Source organism: Sphaerochaeta sp., assembly GCF_050256055.1.
Taxonomy (GTDB): Bacteria; Spirochaetota; Spirochaetia; order Sphaerochaetales; family Sphaerochaetaceae; genus Sphaerochaeta.
This window is the reverse complement of sequence record NZ_JBFWIJ010000005.1, coordinates 64064-82690: the sequence shown is the minus strand read 5'-3', so window position 1 is coordinate 82690 and position 18627 is coordinate 64064. Positions and strand designations below refer to the sequence as shown.

At 51.3% G+C, this 18627-nt stretch carries 18 protein-coding genes; 4 read left to right on the top strand and 14 right to left on the bottom strand.

The window, feature by feature from the left end; genetic code table 11:
• Positions 1-36: 36 nt before the first annotated feature.
• Positions 37-1191, bottom strand: a complete 1155-nt coding sequence (locus AB7C91_RS03315; RefSeq protein WP_332447738.1) for an ROK family transcriptional regulator — start codon at positions 1189-1191, stop codon at positions 37-39.
• A gap of 403 nt (positions 1192-1594) precedes the next feature.
• Between AB7C91_RS03315 and AB7C91_RS03310 the strand changes: the two genes are divergently transcribed.
• The 3 genes from AB7C91_RS03310 to AB7C91_RS03300 are packed head-to-tail and all read left to right on the top strand — an operon-like array spanning position 1595 to position 4004.
• Complete coding sequence (locus tag AB7C91_RS03310; protein WP_332447737.1) at positions 1595-2440, top strand: transporter substrate-binding domain-containing protein; 846 nt, start codon at positions 1595-1597, stop codon at positions 2438-2440.
• A gap of 14 nt (positions 2441-2454) precedes the next feature.
• Entirely contained in the window at positions 2455-3258 is an 804-nt protein-coding gene (locus AB7C91_RS03305; RefSeq protein WP_332447736.1) for an amino acid ABC transporter permease, read from the top strand.
• Positions 3258-4004, top strand: a complete 747-nt coding sequence (locus AB7C91_RS03300) for an amino acid ABC transporter ATP-binding protein (RefSeq protein ID WP_332447735.1) — start codon at positions 3258-3260, stop codon at positions 4002-4004. Before AB7C91_RS03305 ends, AB7C91_RS03300 begins: the two co-directional genes overlap by 1 nt.
• A 3-nt stretch (positions 4005-4007) precedes the next feature.
• On the opposite strand, the gene gpmA is transcribed toward AB7C91_RS03300, so the two are convergent.
• Positions 4008-4757, bottom strand: a complete 750-nt coding sequence (gpmA, locus tag AB7C91_RS03295; protein ID WP_428589204.1) for a 2,3-diphosphoglycerate-dependent phosphoglycerate mutase — start codon at positions 4755-4757, stop codon at positions 4008-4010.
• A 143-nt stretch (positions 4758-4900) separates the two neighbouring features.
• On the opposite strand from gpmA, the gene AB7C91_RS03290 reads away from it, so the two are divergent.
• Positions 4901-5440, top strand: a complete 540-nt coding sequence (locus tag AB7C91_RS03290) for a hypothetical protein (protein WP_332447733.1) — start codon at positions 4901-4903, stop codon at positions 5438-5440.
• On the opposite strand, the gene AB7C91_RS03285 is transcribed toward AB7C91_RS03290, so the two are convergent.
• The 12 genes from AB7C91_RS03285 to AB7C91_RS03230 all read right to left on the bottom strand — a co-directional run bounded on the left by AB7C91_RS03285 (position 5437) and on the right by AB7C91_RS03230 (position 18624).
• Entirely contained in the window at positions 5437-7926 is a 2490-nt protein-coding gene (locus tag AB7C91_RS03285) for a sensor domain-containing protein (RefSeq protein WP_332447732.1), read from the bottom strand. The two genes, AB7C91_RS03290 and AB7C91_RS03285, sit on opposite strands and share 4 nt — an antisense overlap.
• 126 nt (positions 7927-8052) lie before the next feature.
• Positions 8053-8397, bottom strand: a complete 345-nt coding sequence (locus AB7C91_RS03280) for a hypothetical protein (RefSeq protein WP_332447731.1) — start codon at positions 8395-8397, stop codon at positions 8053-8055.
• 12 nt (positions 8398-8409) lie between these two features.
• Complete coding sequence (locus AB7C91_RS03275) at positions 8410-9630, bottom strand: cation:proton antiporter (protein ID WP_332447730.1); 1221 nt, start codon at positions 9628-9630, stop codon at positions 8410-8412.
• A gap of 17 nt (positions 9631-9647) precedes the next feature.
• Positions 9648-10121 carry a PTS sugar transporter subunit IIA gene (locus AB7C91_RS03270; RefSeq protein WP_332447729.1) on the bottom strand — a complete coding sequence of 158 codons (474 nt, stop codon included), beginning with the start codon at positions 10119-10121 and terminating at the stop codon, positions 9648-9650.
• Positions 10122-10150: 29 nt separating this feature from the next.
• Positions 10151-10882, bottom strand: a complete 732-nt coding sequence (locus tag AB7C91_RS03265; RefSeq protein WP_332447728.1) for an HAD family hydrolase — start codon at positions 10880-10882, stop codon at positions 10151-10153.
• 132 nt (positions 10883-11014) lie between these two features.
• The gene (locus AB7C91_RS03260; RefSeq protein WP_428589197.1) at positions 11015-12073 is read right to left on the bottom strand and encodes a hypothetical protein; all 1059 of its coding nucleotides are present in this window, start codon (positions 12071-12073) and stop codon (positions 11015-11017) included.
• Positions 12073-13149, bottom strand: coding sequence for a M42 family peptidase (locus AB7C91_RS03255; protein WP_332447726.1), 1077 nt, complete (start codon positions 13147-13149; stop codon positions 12073-12075). Before AB7C91_RS03255 ends, AB7C91_RS03260 begins: the two co-directional genes overlap by 1 nt.
• 91 nt (positions 13150-13240) lie before the next feature.
• The gene (locus AB7C91_RS03250) at positions 13241-14770 is read right to left on the bottom strand and encodes an ABC transporter substrate-binding protein (protein ID WP_428589194.1); all 1530 of its coding nucleotides are present in this window, start codon (positions 14768-14770) and stop codon (positions 13241-13243) included.
• Positions 14771-14818: 48 nt separating this feature from the next.
• The gene (locus AB7C91_RS03245) at positions 14819-15772 is read right to left on the bottom strand and encodes an oligopeptide/dipeptide ABC transporter ATP-binding protein (RefSeq protein ID WP_332447724.1); all 954 of its coding nucleotides are present in this window, start codon (positions 15770-15772) and stop codon (positions 14819-14821) included.
• Positions 15765-16754 carry an ABC transporter ATP-binding protein gene (locus tag AB7C91_RS03240; RefSeq protein ID WP_332447723.1) on the bottom strand — a complete coding sequence of 330 codons (990 nt, stop codon included), beginning with the start codon at positions 16752-16754 and terminating at the stop codon, positions 15765-15767. Before AB7C91_RS03240 ends, AB7C91_RS03245 begins: the two co-directional genes overlap by 8 nt.
• A gap of 8 nt (positions 16755-16762) precedes the next feature.
• Positions 16763-17653, bottom strand: coding sequence for an ABC transporter permease (locus AB7C91_RS03235; RefSeq protein WP_332447722.1), 891 nt, complete (start codon positions 17651-17653; stop codon positions 16763-16765).
• Positions 17650-18624 carry an ABC transporter permease gene (locus AB7C91_RS03230; protein ID WP_332447721.1) on the bottom strand — a complete coding sequence of 325 codons (975 nt, stop codon included), beginning with the start codon at positions 18622-18624 and terminating at the stop codon, positions 17650-17652. The genes AB7C91_RS03235 and AB7C91_RS03230 overlap by 4 nt, the downstream gene beginning before the upstream one ends.
• Positions 18625-18627 lie beyond the last annotated feature (3 nt).

Below are 18627 nucleotides of genomic sequence, written 5' to 3'. Positions count from 1 at the left end.
CATTGCTTCAAACCTTCTCAGGAAGGGATATTCACATCAGGACAAGAGGTGGAACAGCGGAAGAACCGTCTCACTCGCCTCTTCAGAAAGGGGTTCGAGATTCATCAATACCTTATCCAGGACCAGAGCAGCCGCTCCAAAGGAAACTGCCAGAAAGCCAAGCGAAGAAAACTGGATATGGCAATCCCCATCACTCTGGGTCAGGGAATTCGCCTGGAGACAGGAACGGAGCATGTCAGGAACGAAAGCCTGAAGCGGCTCTATGTTCCCACCGATGAAAACATGCCCGATGTCCAGGGTATTGATCAGAAACGCCAGGTTCTTGCAGATTTCCTGCATATAGGTTCTGAGAGCCTCCCCATCTTCAGTGATCGGAACATTCTTATGGATGATCACCTGCTTGGAGGAAAGCGGATCAGTGTTGAAGACACTCTTGAATTCACCTGCCTGGCTGCTGCTTCCCCGGTAAATCTTTCCATCAAATCCAAAGCCAAGACCGATGGTGGGCTGTGCCAGCTCGGTCTGGACCTCATAGCGCTTGAAGAATTCTATCAAGACGAACATGAAATTCCGAAGCTTCCGCTTTCGCTGAAAAACCACCTCGCCCCAGGCCCCGCAGTTTGCATCGTTTTCCAGAATGACCGGAAAGGGAAACGCAGAGGCAACTTCCTTTCCGAAATCAAACGGAGTCTGGAAATCCAAGGACACAGAGCGGAGAATCATCTGTCTTTCTGCATCGATAACACCCGAAAAGGCAATCCCTACCCCCAAAAGATGACGATGCATGCCTTTCAGTTGGTCGCAAAGCGATTGAATGCGTGTGACAACCGCATGTTTGAATGTCAAAGCCGTACAACCTTCCGGTTGGGTTTCACTGAACAGGACGGTCCCTTCCAGATCCACGGAAATGGCAGTATACGAATCAGACCTGATCTCAATGCCGAGAACATGAAAGTATGCATGATTCAGGGTAAGCCCGATCGCCCTCCTTCCACCTTTGGGACCCGGGTCTATGATTTCGTTTTCCTTTACGATTCCTTGTTCAAGCAAGGTATTGACGATGTTGGAGATGGATGACTTTGTCAGCCCAAGCCTCGCAGAGAGATCGGCACGACTGAGTTGGTCCTCGATCCATAATTCATGGATGACCCGAGAAGAATTGATTACCCGTGATCTTCGTGGGTGTGACACGTGCTCCCTCCAGTTCGTTCTCTTTTGTACTAACCTGCTTCAAGTATAGACCCCTCATTACACAAGTCAAGAAGAATAATATTTATTTATATAGCATATAATAATTTGCAACTTGTACCAACTTTGTATGTTCTGGTGAGTACCGTTTTTCACACCACCAAGCGTATCTGATACCAGGATTCAGTGAGCAGAGGAGGTATTCAATCTCCGGAAACGGGGTAAGGGCTTTCCCTTGTATGATCCTATACTTGTTCAGGAATACAATAATTTTGGGTTGTTTTGTTACTAAAATAACAAAGAAAAAGATTTTCTAACAAATTGACACTCGTTTTTATTCGTTGTATGCTTCTTAACATCAAAAGTGGGAAGGAACGTTTCCCTGCCACGGTAAAGGAAGGATTCTATGAAAAAAACTCTTGTGTTGGCGCTTGTTCTGCTCATTTGCCTCACCGGCTCACTCTTTGCCCAAGGAACAAAGGAAGCTCCCGCAGCGTCCGAGAAAAAAGTCTTGAAAGTTGCCATGGAGTGTGGGTATGCCCCGTACAACTGGACGCAAACCACCGATGCGAATGGGGCCGTTCCCATTGCGAATTCCAAGGATTACGCCTATGGCTACGACGTCATGATGGCCAAATTGATTGCAGAGAAGCTTGGTTATGAACTGCAGATCATGAAGCTCGATTGGGACTCGTTGGTACCTGCAGTACAATCCGGAACGGTTGACTGCGTCATCGCCGGTCAGTCAATCACTTCCGAACGACTCCAGATGGTCGATTTCACCACCCCGTATTACTATGCATCCATCGTCGTATTGACCAACAAGGACAACAAGTACGCCTCTGCAACCGGAATCACCGACCTGGCCGGCGGTACCTGCACCAGCCAGTTGGGCACCATCTGGTATGACGTCTGCCTTCCCCAGATTCCCAATGCCAACATTCTTCCGGCCCAGGAGTCTGCACCGGCAATGCTGGTCGCCCTGAACAGCAAGCGCGTCGATTACATCTGCACCGATATGCCCACCGCAAAGGCGGCAATCGTAGCCTATCCGAGCATGAAAATCCTTGACTTCACCGGCTCGAAAGACGATTTCAAGGTGAGTGATGAAGAGATCAACATCGGTATCTCCGTCTCCAAGAAACACCCTGAATTGACCAAAGCCATCAACGGTGTCTTAGCTGGTCTGACGGTCGACGACTTCAATGCCATGATGGAACAAGCCATCGCCGTGCAGCCGTTGTCCAAATAAGGTAAGGAATTCTCATGTCCATATCTGAAATGAACTTCCTGCAAAGGATGATCTACATTTTCCAGGAGTACAGCGGCTCCCTTGCCAAAGGGGCCGCTACTACTATGGCCATTGCCATCATCAGTACATTTTTGGGGTGCGTGATCGGCTTTGCAGTCGGTATTGTCCAGACCCTTGAGCCCAGGAAAAAAGACAACCTGGTCTACAGGGTCCTGGTCAAAGTATTCAAACTGATACTCACCGGGTATGTCGAACTGTTCAGAGGAACCCCGATGATGCTGCAGGCAGCCTTCATCTTCTATGGGGCGAGCCAAGTGTTCTCAATCAATCTCGGGATGTGGCAGGCTGCCATCCTCATCGTCTCGATCAATACCGGGGCGTACATGGCCGAGACAGTCCGTGGCGGCATCCTCTCGGTTGACATCGGGCAGACCGAAGGGGCGAAGGCCATCGGCATGAACCATTTCCAAACCATGCTTCAGGTCATCCTTCCCCAAGCGTTGCGCAACATCATGCCGCAAATCGGGAACAACCTCATCATCAACATCAAGGACACCAGTGTCCTATCCATCATTGGAACCGTTGAACTGTTCTTTACCTTCAAGAGCATCTCCGGTGCCCTCTACACCTATTTTGAAGCAGCTTCGGTGGTGTTGATCATTTACTTCGTGCTCACCTTCGCCTGTTCACGCTTGTTGCTTGCACTTGAGAACCGCATGGCAGGACCGGTCAATTTCGACCTGGCCACCACCGACACCCTGACCTTCACCAGTGGGATGACCACGTTCCCCCGCAAGCAGGACCAAAGGAGAAGCTGATGCCGGAAATTCTGAAAATCGAACATCTTTCAAAGACCTTCGGCACCAACGTCGTGCTCAAGGATATAGACTTTGAAGTGAAAACCGGGGATGTCACCTCCATCATCGGAGCATCGGGCTCGGGGAAATCCACCTTGCTGAGATGCATCAATCTGCTGGAAACCCCGACTGCCGGAAGAATATTCTTTCATGGCGAGAACATTCTGGATGACCGGGTTGATGAGTCGAAGTACCGCTCAAAAGTGGGGATGGTCTTCCAATCCTTCAACCTGTTCAACAATCACAGCGTGCTGAGCAACTGCATGGTCGGCCAGATCAAAGTCCTGAAGAAAAGCAAGGAAGACGCAAAACAGGCCGCATTGTTCTACCTGCACAAAGTGGGGATGGCATCCTACATCAATGCCAAGCCCCACCAGCTCAGCGGGGGACAGAAGCAGCGGGTTGCCATTGCCCGCGCCTTGGCCATGCAACCGGAAATCCTGCTCTTCGACGAGCCGACCAGTGCCTTGGACCCTGAGATGGTCGGAGAGGTACTCGATGTCATGAAGGCGCTTGCCAAAGAGGGCACCACCATGTTGGTGGTCACTCACGAAATGGCCTTCGCCCGTGAGGTCTCCAACCATGTGGTCTATATGCTTGACGGAAAAATCGAGGAAGAGGGAAATCCGAAACAATTGTTCAAGAATCCAAAAAGCCAACAACTCAGGGATTTCCTCTCCCGTTTCACCAATCAGGAGCAGCAGTAGCGCTCAGTGTTTCTTAACCTTGCCTTGGTTGCTTACTTTCTGCATCTTTGCTTCCAAGGCGGCCTTGTCCCCCAAATACCGCTTGCTTTTCACCGTACCATCGGTATCGAAGGTATAGACCAGTGGAATACCGGTAGGGATGTTGACCTGCATGATCTCATCCTCGGTGAGGTGATCGAAATACATGACCAATGCGCGCAGTGAATTGCCGTGGGCTGCGATCACCAAACGCTTACCGGCAAGCATCATCGGCTTGATTTCCCCCTCCCAATAGGGAATGACGCGGGCAATCGTATCCTTCAGGCTCTCGGTCAACGGCAACTTCTGCGGATCCACCTCCCGGTATTGGACCAAGTTTGCAGGATTGCGCGCATCGCCAGATTCCAGACTGGGTGGTTGGACCGCGAAGGAACGGCGCCAAATCTTGACCTGTTCCTCTCCGAACTTTTCGGCGGTCTCGGCCTTGTTCAAACCTTGCAACGCCCCGTAGTGGCGTTCATTCAGATGCCAATCCTTGATGACCGGCAGCCAGCTGCGGTCCATTGCATCCAGCATCAGATCGAGGGTATGAATCGCCCGCTTCAGAAAGGATGTATAGCACAGATCAAAATCGAAGCCTTCTTTCAGCAGCAGGCTTCCCGCCTGTCTTGCCTCCTCCTCTCCGGTCGCAGAAAGAGGGACGTCCGTCCATCCGGTAAACCGATTCTCCAAATTCCAGGCACTCTCTCCATGCCGAACCAGTACCAACTCCATATATGCACCTCCCAAGGAATTATTTTAGTTAGCATAAACTAACTAAAACATAGCAAGCTTTCCCTGCCCCGTCAATGTGAAAGTCACCGGCAAGGGGATGGGAGAGCTATACAGAATGAGCATTATTCGATATAAGTTATCTTATGAGAATTGGTATTATTACTACCATCAGTATTGGCATCCTTCTGCAGGCGTCACTCATGTTCGCCGCCACCTTTCCCACCGTGGAAGGGAAACACTTTGACGGAAAAGCTTTCCAGTTCCCCGCCGATTTACTGGATGATCGGCCGCTCGTCATTGCCTTGACGCTCAGTTCCTCACGAAAAAATGGAGAACAGCAACAGGAAGAACTTCTGCTTTGGCATGAAGGATTCAAAACCCAACCGAGCTTGATCAAGGGAAACCCGGTTTACAACCTCACCATAGTCGGCGGAGCACCGTTCTTTGTTCGAGGCGCAATCAGGAAAGGAATTGCTGAAGGATATGAACCGCAATTAAGCGGTCAGGAAGGAGGAGTGGTCTTCCTCTCTGATACCCGGCAGTTCATCAATGATGCAGGCATCCCCATTGACGGACAGCCCACCTTGGTGGTGGTCGATCCGGACGGCTCGATACGGGGCTATGTAAAAGGAACCTACCGACAGCAAAATCTGCAAGCCTTATCATTGTTGTTGGAACGCTAGACTTTCCAGTTTCTTAAAAATTGCAGGGCATCTTTTTCATCCAACGGGCGGCTGACCAGATATCCTTGGATCTTGTCACATCCATAGCGTGCAAGATAGGTTTTCTGCCGTTCATGTTCGATGCCCTCTGCAATGACACAGTGACCGAGTTTGTGCGCCATGGAAATGATGTCTCCGGTTATGGCTTGGTCATCTTGTATTTCCATCAGTTTGTCGATGAAGTACTTGTCAATCTTCAGGCAATTGATATTCAGTTCCCGCTCCCGTGCCAAAGAAGAGTACCCGGTACCGAAATCATCCATGGAAACCTTGATCCCGGTCGCCTGCAGTTGGCCCAGAATCCGGTTGATTTCCTGGTAATTCGAGGCAAATACCGACTCGGTGATTTCCAAAGTGATCTGGTCCGGTTCAACATCCATTGCCTTCACATGACGCATCAGATTTGGTATGAAGCCATGATTGAGCAATTGGATGGCTGATATATTGATGGAGATGGCGACCTTACTGAACCCCAATTCTTCCAAGGTATGCAAAAACCGGAACGCCTGGAGGATGATCGACTCACCCAAGGGAATGATGAGTTTGGTCTTCTCCGCAATGGGAATGAATTCCAAAGGTCCGATCAAGCCGAATGTAGGAGTCCTCAACCGAGCGAGTGCCTCGAAGCTGCAGATACTATTTGAAACGAGATCAATGATCGGCTGGAACTGCAGATACAGTGTGCTTTCTCCCTCGCCTGCAGCCAAACGGGAAAGTTCAGTGGTAATCTCTTCCTCCCGTTCAAGTTGAATTGCCATCTGCGAATCAAAGAAACACAATCCGACTTCCTTGTCCCACATTGAAAGAGCCCGTTCGGAAGCCACCAGCAGGTTTCTGAGAAGCTGTTCTTCATCATCCTTGTTTTCTTCGCTGATCTCCAAAACCCCGAAACCCCAGCTGATGCCTTCCAAGGAGAGATACGGCTGAAGGGCATTCGATACCTTTTTGCAGAATGCAGTCAGATCCTGCACATCCGCATATCCCTGCACGTAGATGACGAACCGGTATTCGTGGGTCTTGCAGACCAGGTTAGAAGCGGCACAGACGTCCTGCAATACCTGGGCAACCTTCAGAAGGATGTCCTGGGTGTATTGGAACCCATAGGTAAGGCTGGAAATATGCAGGGTACTGACATTGACGGAAATCAAGGCGCGCCTTCCTGCCAACTTTTCCTGCGCATCGGCATGCAGCACCCCTTCGAGGTACCTACGGTTGTACAAACCAGTCAAAAGATCATGCTCGGTATGATATTTCAATTCCTGTTCAAATCGCTTCCGATCGGAAATATCAAGAATCAGACCTTCCAGTTCCGTGACGGCATCCGTTTCGGAATAGAGGCCCTGCCCCATCTCCCAAACCCATTTGCGTTCACCGGTGGCGGCAATGATCTCATACTCGAATTGGAAAACTTCATGGCAGGCGAGTACACGATCCCACTCGCGACGTATCAGGAGCCGGGATGTGGGGATAATCAGATCGTTGAAAGAAAGATCACGGTTGCCCAGCAGACTCTGGGCCTCATATCCGGTCAATGCTTTGCAACCTTCCGAGACGAACAGCATGGTCCAATCCGCATCATTGCGACAGCGATACGCCATCCCGGGAAGATGGGAAAGCAGGACCGACTTGCTGCGTTCACTCTCAAACAGGGACTGTTCGGCCTGCTTGCGTTTGGTAATGTCCTGTATCAGGCAGATATGGGTGGAAAGCGTGGCACGTTTGAGCAGCAGCGGGGCAAGCACCATATACACCCACACGACCGATCCATCCGGCTTGAGGTATCGCTTCTCCAGGGAGTAGCCGTTGATCTTTCCGCTTTGCAGCCTTCGGAAATTCATCGTATCTTCCTCAAGATCATCTGGATGGGTGATCTTCGCCCAACCGAGCCGACTCAGCTCATCCTGTTTCCATCCGGTAATCTCCTCGAACTGATGGTTGACCTGAAAAACTTCCTGTTCATCGGGAGCAACCCGATCAATCCCATGGGAAATGGCAATGCCGATGGGAGCCTGATGGAAAATTGCATTGAACAGCAATGCCTGTTCCTGCAGCTTCTCTTCCTCCAAAAGATGTTCCCGTTCCTCTAAATAGGCATCGATCTTTCCACACAGGGTTGCAGATTCCAATGGTTTGAGCAGGAAAGAGGATGGAATCAGCTTGAGCTCTTGCAGGGCATCGGGAAGCACCGATGCAGGAGAGAGCAACATCAGTCCGATCTGAGGATAGGAAGCAAGTGTCTGGAAAGCATCCAGCAACGAAGGGATGGTATCGAATGCGTGCTCGATGTCGAGGATGAGCAATGAAACATCCGAATGCTGATCCAAAAGCTTGCAGGCATCTTCCCAGCCGGGGGTCATGCATACGAGGCTATGAGGCAGCACATCCTGAATGATTGCTGCATCACACTCCTCGGCTCCTACGACCAAGAGTTTCAGGGACGATACCATTTCAAGCTTCCTTTACCATTTCCCAAGGGAACCCGGGGAAATGGTGTGAGGCCAGTATACAAGCATTTTGGGGTGAAAGCTAGTTTGTTCTCTTCTGAGTGGCAGAAGAATACATTATTTGTATTATCAGCCACACATACCGGTCGTCGGATCAAAGCAGAACGCAACAGGGAGTACGGTAAGGCTGAGAATCTCGTTTTTCTTCAAGGGGATTCCTGCGGCTTCCAAATTGGTCAAGAGTTCCTTGGCAAGCGAAGGATTTTCAATGGGCGCCAAAATGACCAGCTGCTCGCCCTCATTCTCCGCCTTGCTCCTCAAGAATCCCGTAAACAAACTGAATTCACTTTCAAGGCTTTTATCCAGGCTCATGGCGTCAAACACGGTAGCTTTGGCGATACCAACACTTTGGAGTGCCAGAAACACATCCTCTTTATAATCCAATTCTGATAATACAATGATAAGCAGATTCATGGCATCCTCCTTTTATTGGTGGTCAGTCTCAGTGTTTGCTTCACCTGCCTTATGCAATGCATAGCGGGTCAGCAAAGGGCCGACAACTTCCGTGATGATCGTGGTGAACAGCAGTACATTGATGATGGTACTGGCGAGCTGCGAGCCTACATCACCGAACTGACCGGAGCCGAATTTTTTATTGATAGCCAAGGCGAGTGCAAGTGCAACACCGACTTGCGGCAATAAGGAAAAACCGATGAGGGAGCGAACCTTCTTCGGAGCCTTGCCGAGGATTGCTCCCAAGGTTGCGCCTCCCATTTTACCGATGCTTCGCATGGCAAAATAGAACAGACCGAGCAACCCGATGGTCCGGATGGAACCGAGGTCTAGGTGGGCACCACCCAATACGAAGAATGCCACCAGAAAAATCGGAGAAAAGTTTGAGATGATCCCCTCACTTTTCTTGCTCAAGGTCGGTGAGGTATTCACGATCACCATACCGAAGGCCATGATCGATAAGAGCTCGGAAATCTGCAGCAATTCACACACTCCCAAGAGGGCGAACATGAAGGTTGCGAGCAAAAGCATGATCCAATCATTGTTGCGGGTCTTGCGTAGAACCAAGCCGTACACAATCGCCGAAAGCACTCCGATCCCCAATGCCATGAAAATGGAAAGAAGCGCAGAGGCAAACATCGAGGGAACGGAAACTGAACTGCCTGACAAGTTTGAACTGACAAAACTTTCGATGAAGACGTAGATGATCAAGGCAGCGGCATCGTCGATACCGACGACGGCAAGAATAGTGGATGTCAGCTCCCCTTTTGCCTTGTACTGCTTGATGACTGCCACCGTCGCAGCCGGAGCGGTTGCCGAGGCAACAGCCCCAAGGAGTAAGGCAGTGTTCAAGTCCGCCCTGAATATGAAATACAGACCAAGGGAGACGACCAAAAAAGCACCCATACTTTCAAACGTCACGATGGACATGATGCTCTTGCCCAGCTTCTTGATGACATCCAGCTTCAATTCGATGCCGATCATGAAGGAGATCAACCCCAAGGCTATGGTGGAAACCGAACTCAGCGAGTCCAATACCGGTGTGGTAAGAAGGTGGACAACGGAGTTTCCCAGAATCACCCCAAGCAATACATAGCCGGTGACTTCAGGAACTTTGATTGCAGACGTAATATGCTTGATTACATATCCGGCACCAAAAATGGCAGCAAGATACAAGAATACGTGAAATTCCATACTGATTCCCGTTTACCTTACAGTTCGTCGAATGCAGCAAGCACAGCCTGCGCATCCTTGGCAGCCATCAGAGCTTTCCTGCGTGCAGGATTCTTGATCACCAAGGTAATTTTGGAAAGTATTTTCAGATAATCCGTCTGATTGTCATCGGGCCCCCCGATCATGAAGACCAAGCGAACGGGCATTTTGTCCAAGGCATCCCATTCTGCATCGTGTTTCAGTATCGCCACCACCACGAAAAAGTCCTTGATCGTGGACAATTTCGCATGGGGAATGGCCACCTGCAGCCCGATACCGGTACTCATAATGGTTTCCCGTTCAAGAATCGCTTTGGCAAATGTCTGCTTGTCAACAATATAGCCAAGATCGGCAGCGTTCGCCGCCATTGTCGTCAGTATGTCATGTTTGCTGGTATCATCAAGGAAAAGCACCGATGATTCCGTAAGATAATCGAGTATCCGCATTGCGTTAACCCCTCCGAATTCCAGCATAGAATCTTCGCCCTTCTTTGTAAAGCTTACTAGAATAGTTCTGTCCAACCATTTTTTTCGCAAAGATCATGCAATGTTCCATCTTCCTCGGGATTTCGGAAAAATACATGCTCGCAGAGGCCCAGCATCGGGGCATCCGAGGTGCTGTTTCCAAAGCCAAGACATGCTTTTTTCACCTGCATTCGGGCCAATGCCTGCACTTTTCCTTCCCCATAGGGCAGTACGGGATCATCATGGTCTGCACCGAGGCAAATCACCTGGTCAAGGTCGAACAATCGACAGAACGATCGGACCACGGAAAGAGGACTTGCCGAGACCAGATAGACCGGCACCAAGTTGCGTTGGCAGGCGCGCAGGAGAAGCAACAAGTCCACACTGCTACGGGTATGCAAGACCAAGGAAAACCCAGGTAGCGGGGTCGGCTCCTGAAAATGAGAGAAGGCATGCTTGCAGAATTGGAAAATCTGTTCATCAGAGTATCGGGCCATGTAGGAAGCAGTCATACGATATGCCTGTTGAAACAACCCATTTTCCAATGCATCCTGATAGCTCTGGATCTGTGCATATGCCGGTATTGCGGAATCGAAACTGGCAGAAGCAATTTGTGCCGAATCAAGCAGGAGAGGATCCCGCTCAAGCAGCTCACCGACCAAACAGAGCAGGAACGTGGTCTCGCCGAGATCCCCGTCAAACAAGGTCCCATCCATATCAAACAGGGCATCGCCATGTGCAGAACGACAACAGGTCAACAGATCCACCATACAACCTCTTTTCTTTGCTATGGTGCTCATCCTTGCACAACACCAGAGGAGGGTCAACGCAGAAAAGCCCGTAGGGACGAAAGAAATGCAAATCCTGTCATCTGAATAATTCTGGAATAATCCAAAGGAGGCTCAGAGCCGGGACAGCATGGCTGCCAGGTATTCCATCTCCGATGTATGGTATCGTTGATCGATTTGTACACTGAGGACATGCTCATAGATCCAGGAGGCCGAAGGATATGTCATTTGGTCGAGCATCGGGGGTACCGGCCAATATACCGTACTTTTGATCCCCCACGCAGCAAGCTTGGCTTGCGTTTGCTCTCGATCCTCGCTGTAGAACGTAAAATGACTGGGGCAGGAATCTGGATCCAGCTCGGGAAACAGAGCAGTACAGGCCCCTGACGCATGATAGTGGGAAAGAAGTGTCTGATAGTTCTCCCGACGTTGGGCACGAAGTGATGTGACATCGCAGCTTTGCAGTATCTGTTCCGATTCAGGATCTCCTGCAAATGCGTCGAACATCGACCGCAGCCGCATTTCGGTTTCCCAAAAAACCCGGGTTGCTTGCTCATCATACTGCACATCAGCTTGTTCGATGGCCTGTCTGCGGTATTCCATGGCCAAGCGGCGCCCCGCCAGATGCTGTGGGTCGGGGGGAAGAAGGGGAACATTGAATCGGCCCTTGGCTTTTATGGCAACCCCGCCACTGGCTATCCCCATCCATTTGCGCGCACTCCCGGCCCAATAGTCGGCGAACGGATAGTAACCATCGACTGAGAACATACTGTGGGTGATGTCCTGTACGATGAGGATGCCTTCTCTCCTGCAAACCTCCAGAAACTGGTGGTCATATCGGCTGAATCCATAGTATCCGCATACATTCAGCACAGAAACACCCGCGAGATCAGAAAGCTTCCACATAGGGCTAAGATCAGTCTTCTTTATATCATAGAAACGCAGGGTGAATCCCGCCTTCTCATAACTGGACAATACCGTCTCGCAGGTATATGCAGGAACATAGGCAACGTTACGGCGGTCCTGTATCCCGGTATCCAGCAGGCAGGTATACAGGGCGCAGCGGCCGGAAAGAAAGAACCGGAGGTCCTCCCCCCGATTGCTGAAGAACCCTGTCTGTACAGGCAGGGGGCGTTCCAAGGGGAACATCCCCCCTATGTGCATCCGATCCATCAAAAGGACCTGATTACCTGTTCATCAATCTGCGTCAGGATTTCCTTGACGAGCTTGACCGCCATCTGCACATCAAACAGTGTGCTGATGCCGTAATGGGTATGGGCGTATCGCACCGGAATCCCAACGACAATCGTGGGAACACCCGCGTTCGAGAGGTGAATGGGAGCCCCGTTGGTCGCCCCTGCCGCTCGGACTGCCTGCTGTACGGGAATGCCGGCTTTTCCGGCAAGATCCAAGGCATACCGCTGAAACCGCGGGTTGGTGATCATCCGGGCATCAATATGCCTGAGCATCGGTCCTTTCTTGAGGCAAGTCTGTGCCTGATAAGCAGGAACCACGGTATCGTCGGCGGGACAACCCTCGAATACGATAGCCAAGTCGGCCTTGATCGTATTGGCGCTGACGGTCGAACCACGGGTACCGACTTCCTCTTGGCTGGAGAAATCCCCAACCACATTGACCGAAAGCGGCACATCCTTGATCTGCTTCAAGGTCTCCAATACCCCGGCGCATCCGATACGACAATCGAATGCCTTGCCTATGAACGTGTCGTGCTGTGCATCATAGGTGCATTGCACATCCGGAACAACCGGAGCCCCAATTTCGATGCCGTAGTCATTTCTGACCTCATCCGCGCTGCTTGCCCCAACATCCATAACAAGATTTGAAATCTCAAGCGGGGCATTGCGTTCGGCTTCACTCATGAAGTGCGGCGGTTTGCTCGCGACAATCGCGGGAATGTAGATACCTTCCCTATTTCTGATACGGACCATATGCGCAGGGACGTTTGAAGGTATCCAGCCGCCTATGGTGATAAATTCCAGCATACCGTCGGGACGAATGGCCTTCACCATGAACCCCACCTCATCGGTGTGGGCATTCAACTGTACCGTCAACTTTTCCGGATGATGCTGCCTTCGTTTCAAAGAGAGATTTCGCAGGCTGTCTTCCGTAAAGCTACCCAGTCCTGCTCCTTCCTCCCTGATCAACGAAACCACGTCATCCTCAAATCCACTGATACCATTCGCATTGCTGATGCGTATGATACTCCCTACGAGGTCCTGTGTATCCATCTCTTCTTCCTTCATGTATGCAGATTACCGATGGCCGGCTGCAGAGGAAGCCAGGCTTCCCCTGTAGCCATCGGCATGGAAAATGCGGAAATTACTTTGAAACCTTTACGGTCTCCAACCGGTGATAACCGATCGGGTCGAGGACGAAACCCTCCACCTTCTTGTTTGCACCTGCAGTAATTGCGGTGTAAATGATCGGAGCGTTGTTAGCCAATTCCTTCAACCGCAAGGCCAGATTCTTGTACGCATCCAACCGGACAGCGGTATCGGCACTGGTGCGACCGAGTTCGACCAAGCGGTCCACTTCAGCATCGGCGATGAACGAACGGTTGCCGGGGGCGCCCTGCTGACTGCTGTGTTCCAACGAATAGTAGGTATAATCGGCGTCCTTGGTGGAAGTAACCCAGCCGAAATACCCCATGTCATGCTCACCTGCAGTGGAGCGGCTGATGAAGGTACCGAATTCCATGACTTCGACTTTCACCTTGATGCCGATCTCGCGAAGCATCTCTTGGATTGCTTGACACATCTCTACACGGCTCTGGTTGTTGTTCACCCACAAGGAACACTCAAACCCGTTGGGATACCCTGCCTCAGCGAGCAATGCCTTCGCTTTCTGGGGATTGTATTCCCATACACCGGTCGAGTAATACCCGAATACGGCCGGAGCAATGATTTCGTCGGCGGGAGCGCCGGTTCCACTGTTCACCGTGTCCACCAGAAGCTGACGATCGATGGCCATATTGATGGCTTGGCGCACTTTCTGATTATCGAACGGTGCCTTGCGCATATTGAAGGAGATGTAGAAGCAGGTCAACGAGGGAGCTTCGAACAACGAAAGGTTCTTGTTTTCCTTCACTCGCTTCAAGTCCGAGACCAGAATATCATAGGCAATATCCAGTTCTCCGGTCTCCAGTGCGATGGTCCGCTGGGATGCTTCCGGAATTACCTTGAAGACCAGTTTCTTGGTCTCGGGGGCACCGGCATAGTAGTCGTCATACGCTTCCAGCTGAACGCTGTCGTTCTGGGCCCAGGACACGAACTTGTAGGGGCCGCTTCCGACCGGCTTGGTCTTCAAGGCATCGGGATTCGCCGTCACATAGTCCTTGGGAACAATCGCTGCAAACGGAACGGCAAGATTGCGCAAGGTCGGACCATAGGGAGCCTTGGTGGTGACCAAGACGGTGTAGTCATCCTCGATCTTGACTTCCTTGATAAAGTCGACGATGTATGACACGGATGCACTGGCGATTGCACGGTCGAGGGAGAACTTCACATCATCGGCAGTCAGATCCTCGCCGTTATGGAACTTCAATCCCTTGCGGATGTGAAACCGATAGGAAACGGGGGATAGTACCTCCCACTTCTCTGCAATCTGGGGAACCACTTCACCGGTAACCGGATCGGTATCCACCAACGTGTCGAAAATGTGATTGGTTACAGCGACAGCCGGCGTCTCCTTTCCGATATGGGGGTCGAAGGACGTGACATCCGCACCCTGGCCGACGGTAATGGTATCCTTGTAGCCGGAACCGGCCTGAGGAACCCCTTCCTGGGCACCACCAGCGAACAATGCGGCGCTGCAGAGCAAAGCAAGTAGCAAGGTCAGCGTTTTTTTCATGGTCTTTCTCCTATTATTTTTCACAGCCTGAGTAGTACATGCTGTGATTTACACCAAGGTACAGGCAACAAGATGGCCTTTCTCAACTTCCCGCAAGGGAATGTCGGACCGAGTGCAGGCATCCGTTGCAAACGGACAGCGCTTGGCGAACCGACAGCCGATCTCCGGATCGATCGGACTGGTCAATTCTCCTTTGAGCAACACCCGTTTGACTTGATAATCGGGATCAGGAACCGGGATGGCCGAGAGCAACGCCTGCGTATAGGGATGCATCGGTCTAGAGAACAGCACCGAAGACGGAGCTTTCTCGACCATCTGCCCCAAATACATGACGGCGATATCGTTGGACAAATGCTTGACGACCGACAAGTCATGGGTGATGAACAGGTAGGTCAGCGAAAACTCATCCTGCAGATCCTGCATGAGATTGAGGATCTGTGCTTGGATGGAAACATCCAAAGCGGACACCGGTTCATCACATACGATGAACTTCGGATCAAGGGCCAACACCCTGGCGATTCCGATGCGCTGTCTTCGCCCGCCATCCAATTCATGCGGATAACTGTTGACCAGACGGGACGACAATCCGACGAAATCCATCAAATCGGTGACCCGCTTGTTCAATTCCTGTTGTTGCCTGCGTGTATAGATTTTTTGTATCAACAGACTTTCGGCAATCGTCTCATATACGGTCATACGGGGATTAAGGGATGCAAATGGATCCTGGAAGATGATCTGCATGTCGCGTCTGAGCGCCTTCAGTTCCCCTTTTCCCATGCTGGTCACGTCCTTGCCTTCGAAGAACACCTTTCCCTCGGTGGGTTCATGCAGACGCAGGATCGTACGCCCCAACGTGGATTTTCCGCACCCGGACTCTCCCACCACCCCGAGCGTTTCTCCTTTTTGCAGGGTAAAACTCACATCATCAACCGCATGGAGCGTACCTTTGTTGGTGGAAAAATATTTCTTCAGATGCTCAATGCGTAAAAGAGGCTCAGCCATGGTGTACCTCCTGTTGTGCCAAAATGCAACGGACTTGATGGGATTCACTGAGTATGGTCGCGGGAGGAACACTTGTTTTGCACGCCTCACAGACAGCTTGGCAACGGGGAGCAAAGCTGCAGCCCGGAGGAAGATCGGTAGGGTCTGGCATCAAGCCCTTGATGGGACTCAAACGCTTGACTTCCTTCGCCAAGGAAGGAATCGACCCCAACAATCCTTTCGTATAGGGATGCACCGGATGTTTGAAGATGTCCTGCAACGTACCGATCTCAACAATCTGCCCTGCATAAATGATGGCCACCCGGTCACAATTCTGTGCAACCACCCCCAGGTCGTGGGTAATGAGCAGCATGGCCGTATTCAGCCGATTCTTCAATTCGGTGATCATATCCAACACTTGGGCTTGGATGGTCACATCCAAGGCCGTGGTCGGTTCGTCTGCGATCAGAAGTACGGGGTTGCAGGCTAAGGCGATGGCGATGATGACCCGCTGTTTCATCCCGCCGGAAAATTGATGAGGATATTCATGACTCCGATCAGAAGGAATACCGACCATCTCCAACATGGTAGATGCTTGGTCGTGAATTTCCTGTTTCCCCAAACCCTTGTTGTGGGCAGCCACTACTTCCATAATCTGCTCACCGACCGTCATGACCGGGTTGAGACTGGTCATGGGATCCTGGAAAATCATGGAAATGCTGTTTCCCCGGACGTCCCGCATCTGTTCTTCCGATAGACCCAACAGATTCTTTTCTTCAAACCATACACTGCCGTTCTTGACCACTCCCGGCGGAGAAGGGATCAAGCGAAGAATACCTTTTGCCAAAGTAGTCTTCCCTGCTCCGGTCTCTCCCACCAAGCCAAGCGTCTCACCCTTGTACATCGATAGCGAGATGTCGTTGAGCGCATGTACGACCCCGTCATCGGTTTCATACTGTATGGTAAGGTGCTCTATGTCCAATAATTCATCCGAATGCTTCATACCTGCTCCTAATTCTTCAGCCGCGGGTCCAAGGCGTCGCGCAGTCCATCACCCATCACATTGAGGGCGAGGATCGTAATCATGATGCCCAGACCGGGAATGACGGTGATATGCCATCCTTCACGGATGTACGCGCGGGCCGAGGAAAGCATCGATCCCCATTCAGGAGTGGGAGGTTGTATACCCAGTCCCAAGAAGGAGAGACCGGCGATGGAAAGAATTGCCCCAGCCACACCCAACGTTGCCTGGACAATCAAAGGAGCCATGGAATTGGGAAGGATGTACTTGAAGATGATGCGTGCATCACCAGATCCCATCGCACGGGCAGCCTCGATGAACTCCTGGTCCTTGATGATCAATACCGAGGCTCGGACGGTACGAGCGAACGTCGGCACGTAGCTGATCGCAATGGCGATCAGAACATTGGTCAAGCTGGTCCCCAATGCCGCAACAATTGCGGTGGCCAGCAGCATGGAAGGAATGGCGAGCAACACATCCATGAATCGCATGATGGTGTTGTCCGTTACTTTCCCGTAATACCCACCGACCGCTCCCAACAATCCTCCGACGATCGTGGAGAGTGCAATGGCGATGGTCCCCATGAACAGCGAATAGCGTACCGCCCAAATCATCCTGAGGAAAATATCCCTTCCAAACTCATCCAATCCGAATATATGGGCTTTGCTCGGTCCCTGCAGGCGGAGCCGAAGGTTCTGCTTGATCACATAATTGTCATAGAAGCTTTGCGCTGTAACCACATCGATGACAATGGTGGCAAGTGCAATCAGCACCAAAGAAAGAAGCACTACCATGCCGGCCAAAGCCAGTCGATTCTTTTTGAATCGTCGCCATGTTTCCTTCGCAAGGGTGCGTTGCTTTTTTGCATTCTCCGTCCTCATGCAGCAACCTCCTTGCGTCGTTTGGTAGCCTTGCCGTATTGGCTTTGTATCCTCGGATCCAAAAACGCATACAGGATATCAACCAGCAGATTGACGAAAGAGAACATCACCGCCATAAAAATGACCGCACCCAATACCATGGGAATATCCTTGCTGGTGATCGAGTCGACCATCAGGCGTCCCAGTCCGGGCCAGGAAAAAATGGTTTCGGTGAGCATGGCACCACCGAGCAATTGACCGAATTGCAAGCCGACTGCGGTGACAATCGGGATCAAGGCATTCTTCAGCATGTGCTTCTTGGTGATTTGCCGCTCGGTTATCCCTTTCGCACGTGCTGTGGAGATGTAGTCCTGTCGGATTACCTCCAACATGGAGGAGCGTGTCATACGTACCACGGTGGCAGCCACTCCGGTTCCCAGGGTGATTGCAGGCAACACCAAGGACCGCAGCAAGGGGATGAATCCCCTGCCCATACCTTGGGAAGGAAGCCAACCGAGCTTCAGGGCGAACAGCAAGGACAGCAGCAATCCAAGCCAGAAATTCGGCATCGAGACGCCCACCAACGAAAGCACCATCGAGGAATTGTCCATAAAGGTGTATTGCTTCTTTGCCGAGAGGATACCCACAGGGATTCCTATGAGCAGCGCAACCAGAATACCCGAAACGGCAAGCAAAGCCGTATTGGGAAACTTATCCCATACCTGGGCTGCCACGGAAATCTGGTTCCGATAACTCGTACCCAAGTCGCCTCGTACCAGATTCCCCATATAGGTTGCATAACGAATCAACAACGGCTTGTCCAACCCAAGCTCGATGCGCTTCAGTTCGAGTGCTTCCGCACTTGCCTGATCTCCCAGAATGATCGCCGCCGGGTCGCCGGGAGTAAGGGACATGATGAAAAACACGATGAAGGTCACCCCGATCAACACGGGAATCATCATGACCAACCGTCTCAGAATATATTTTCCCATACC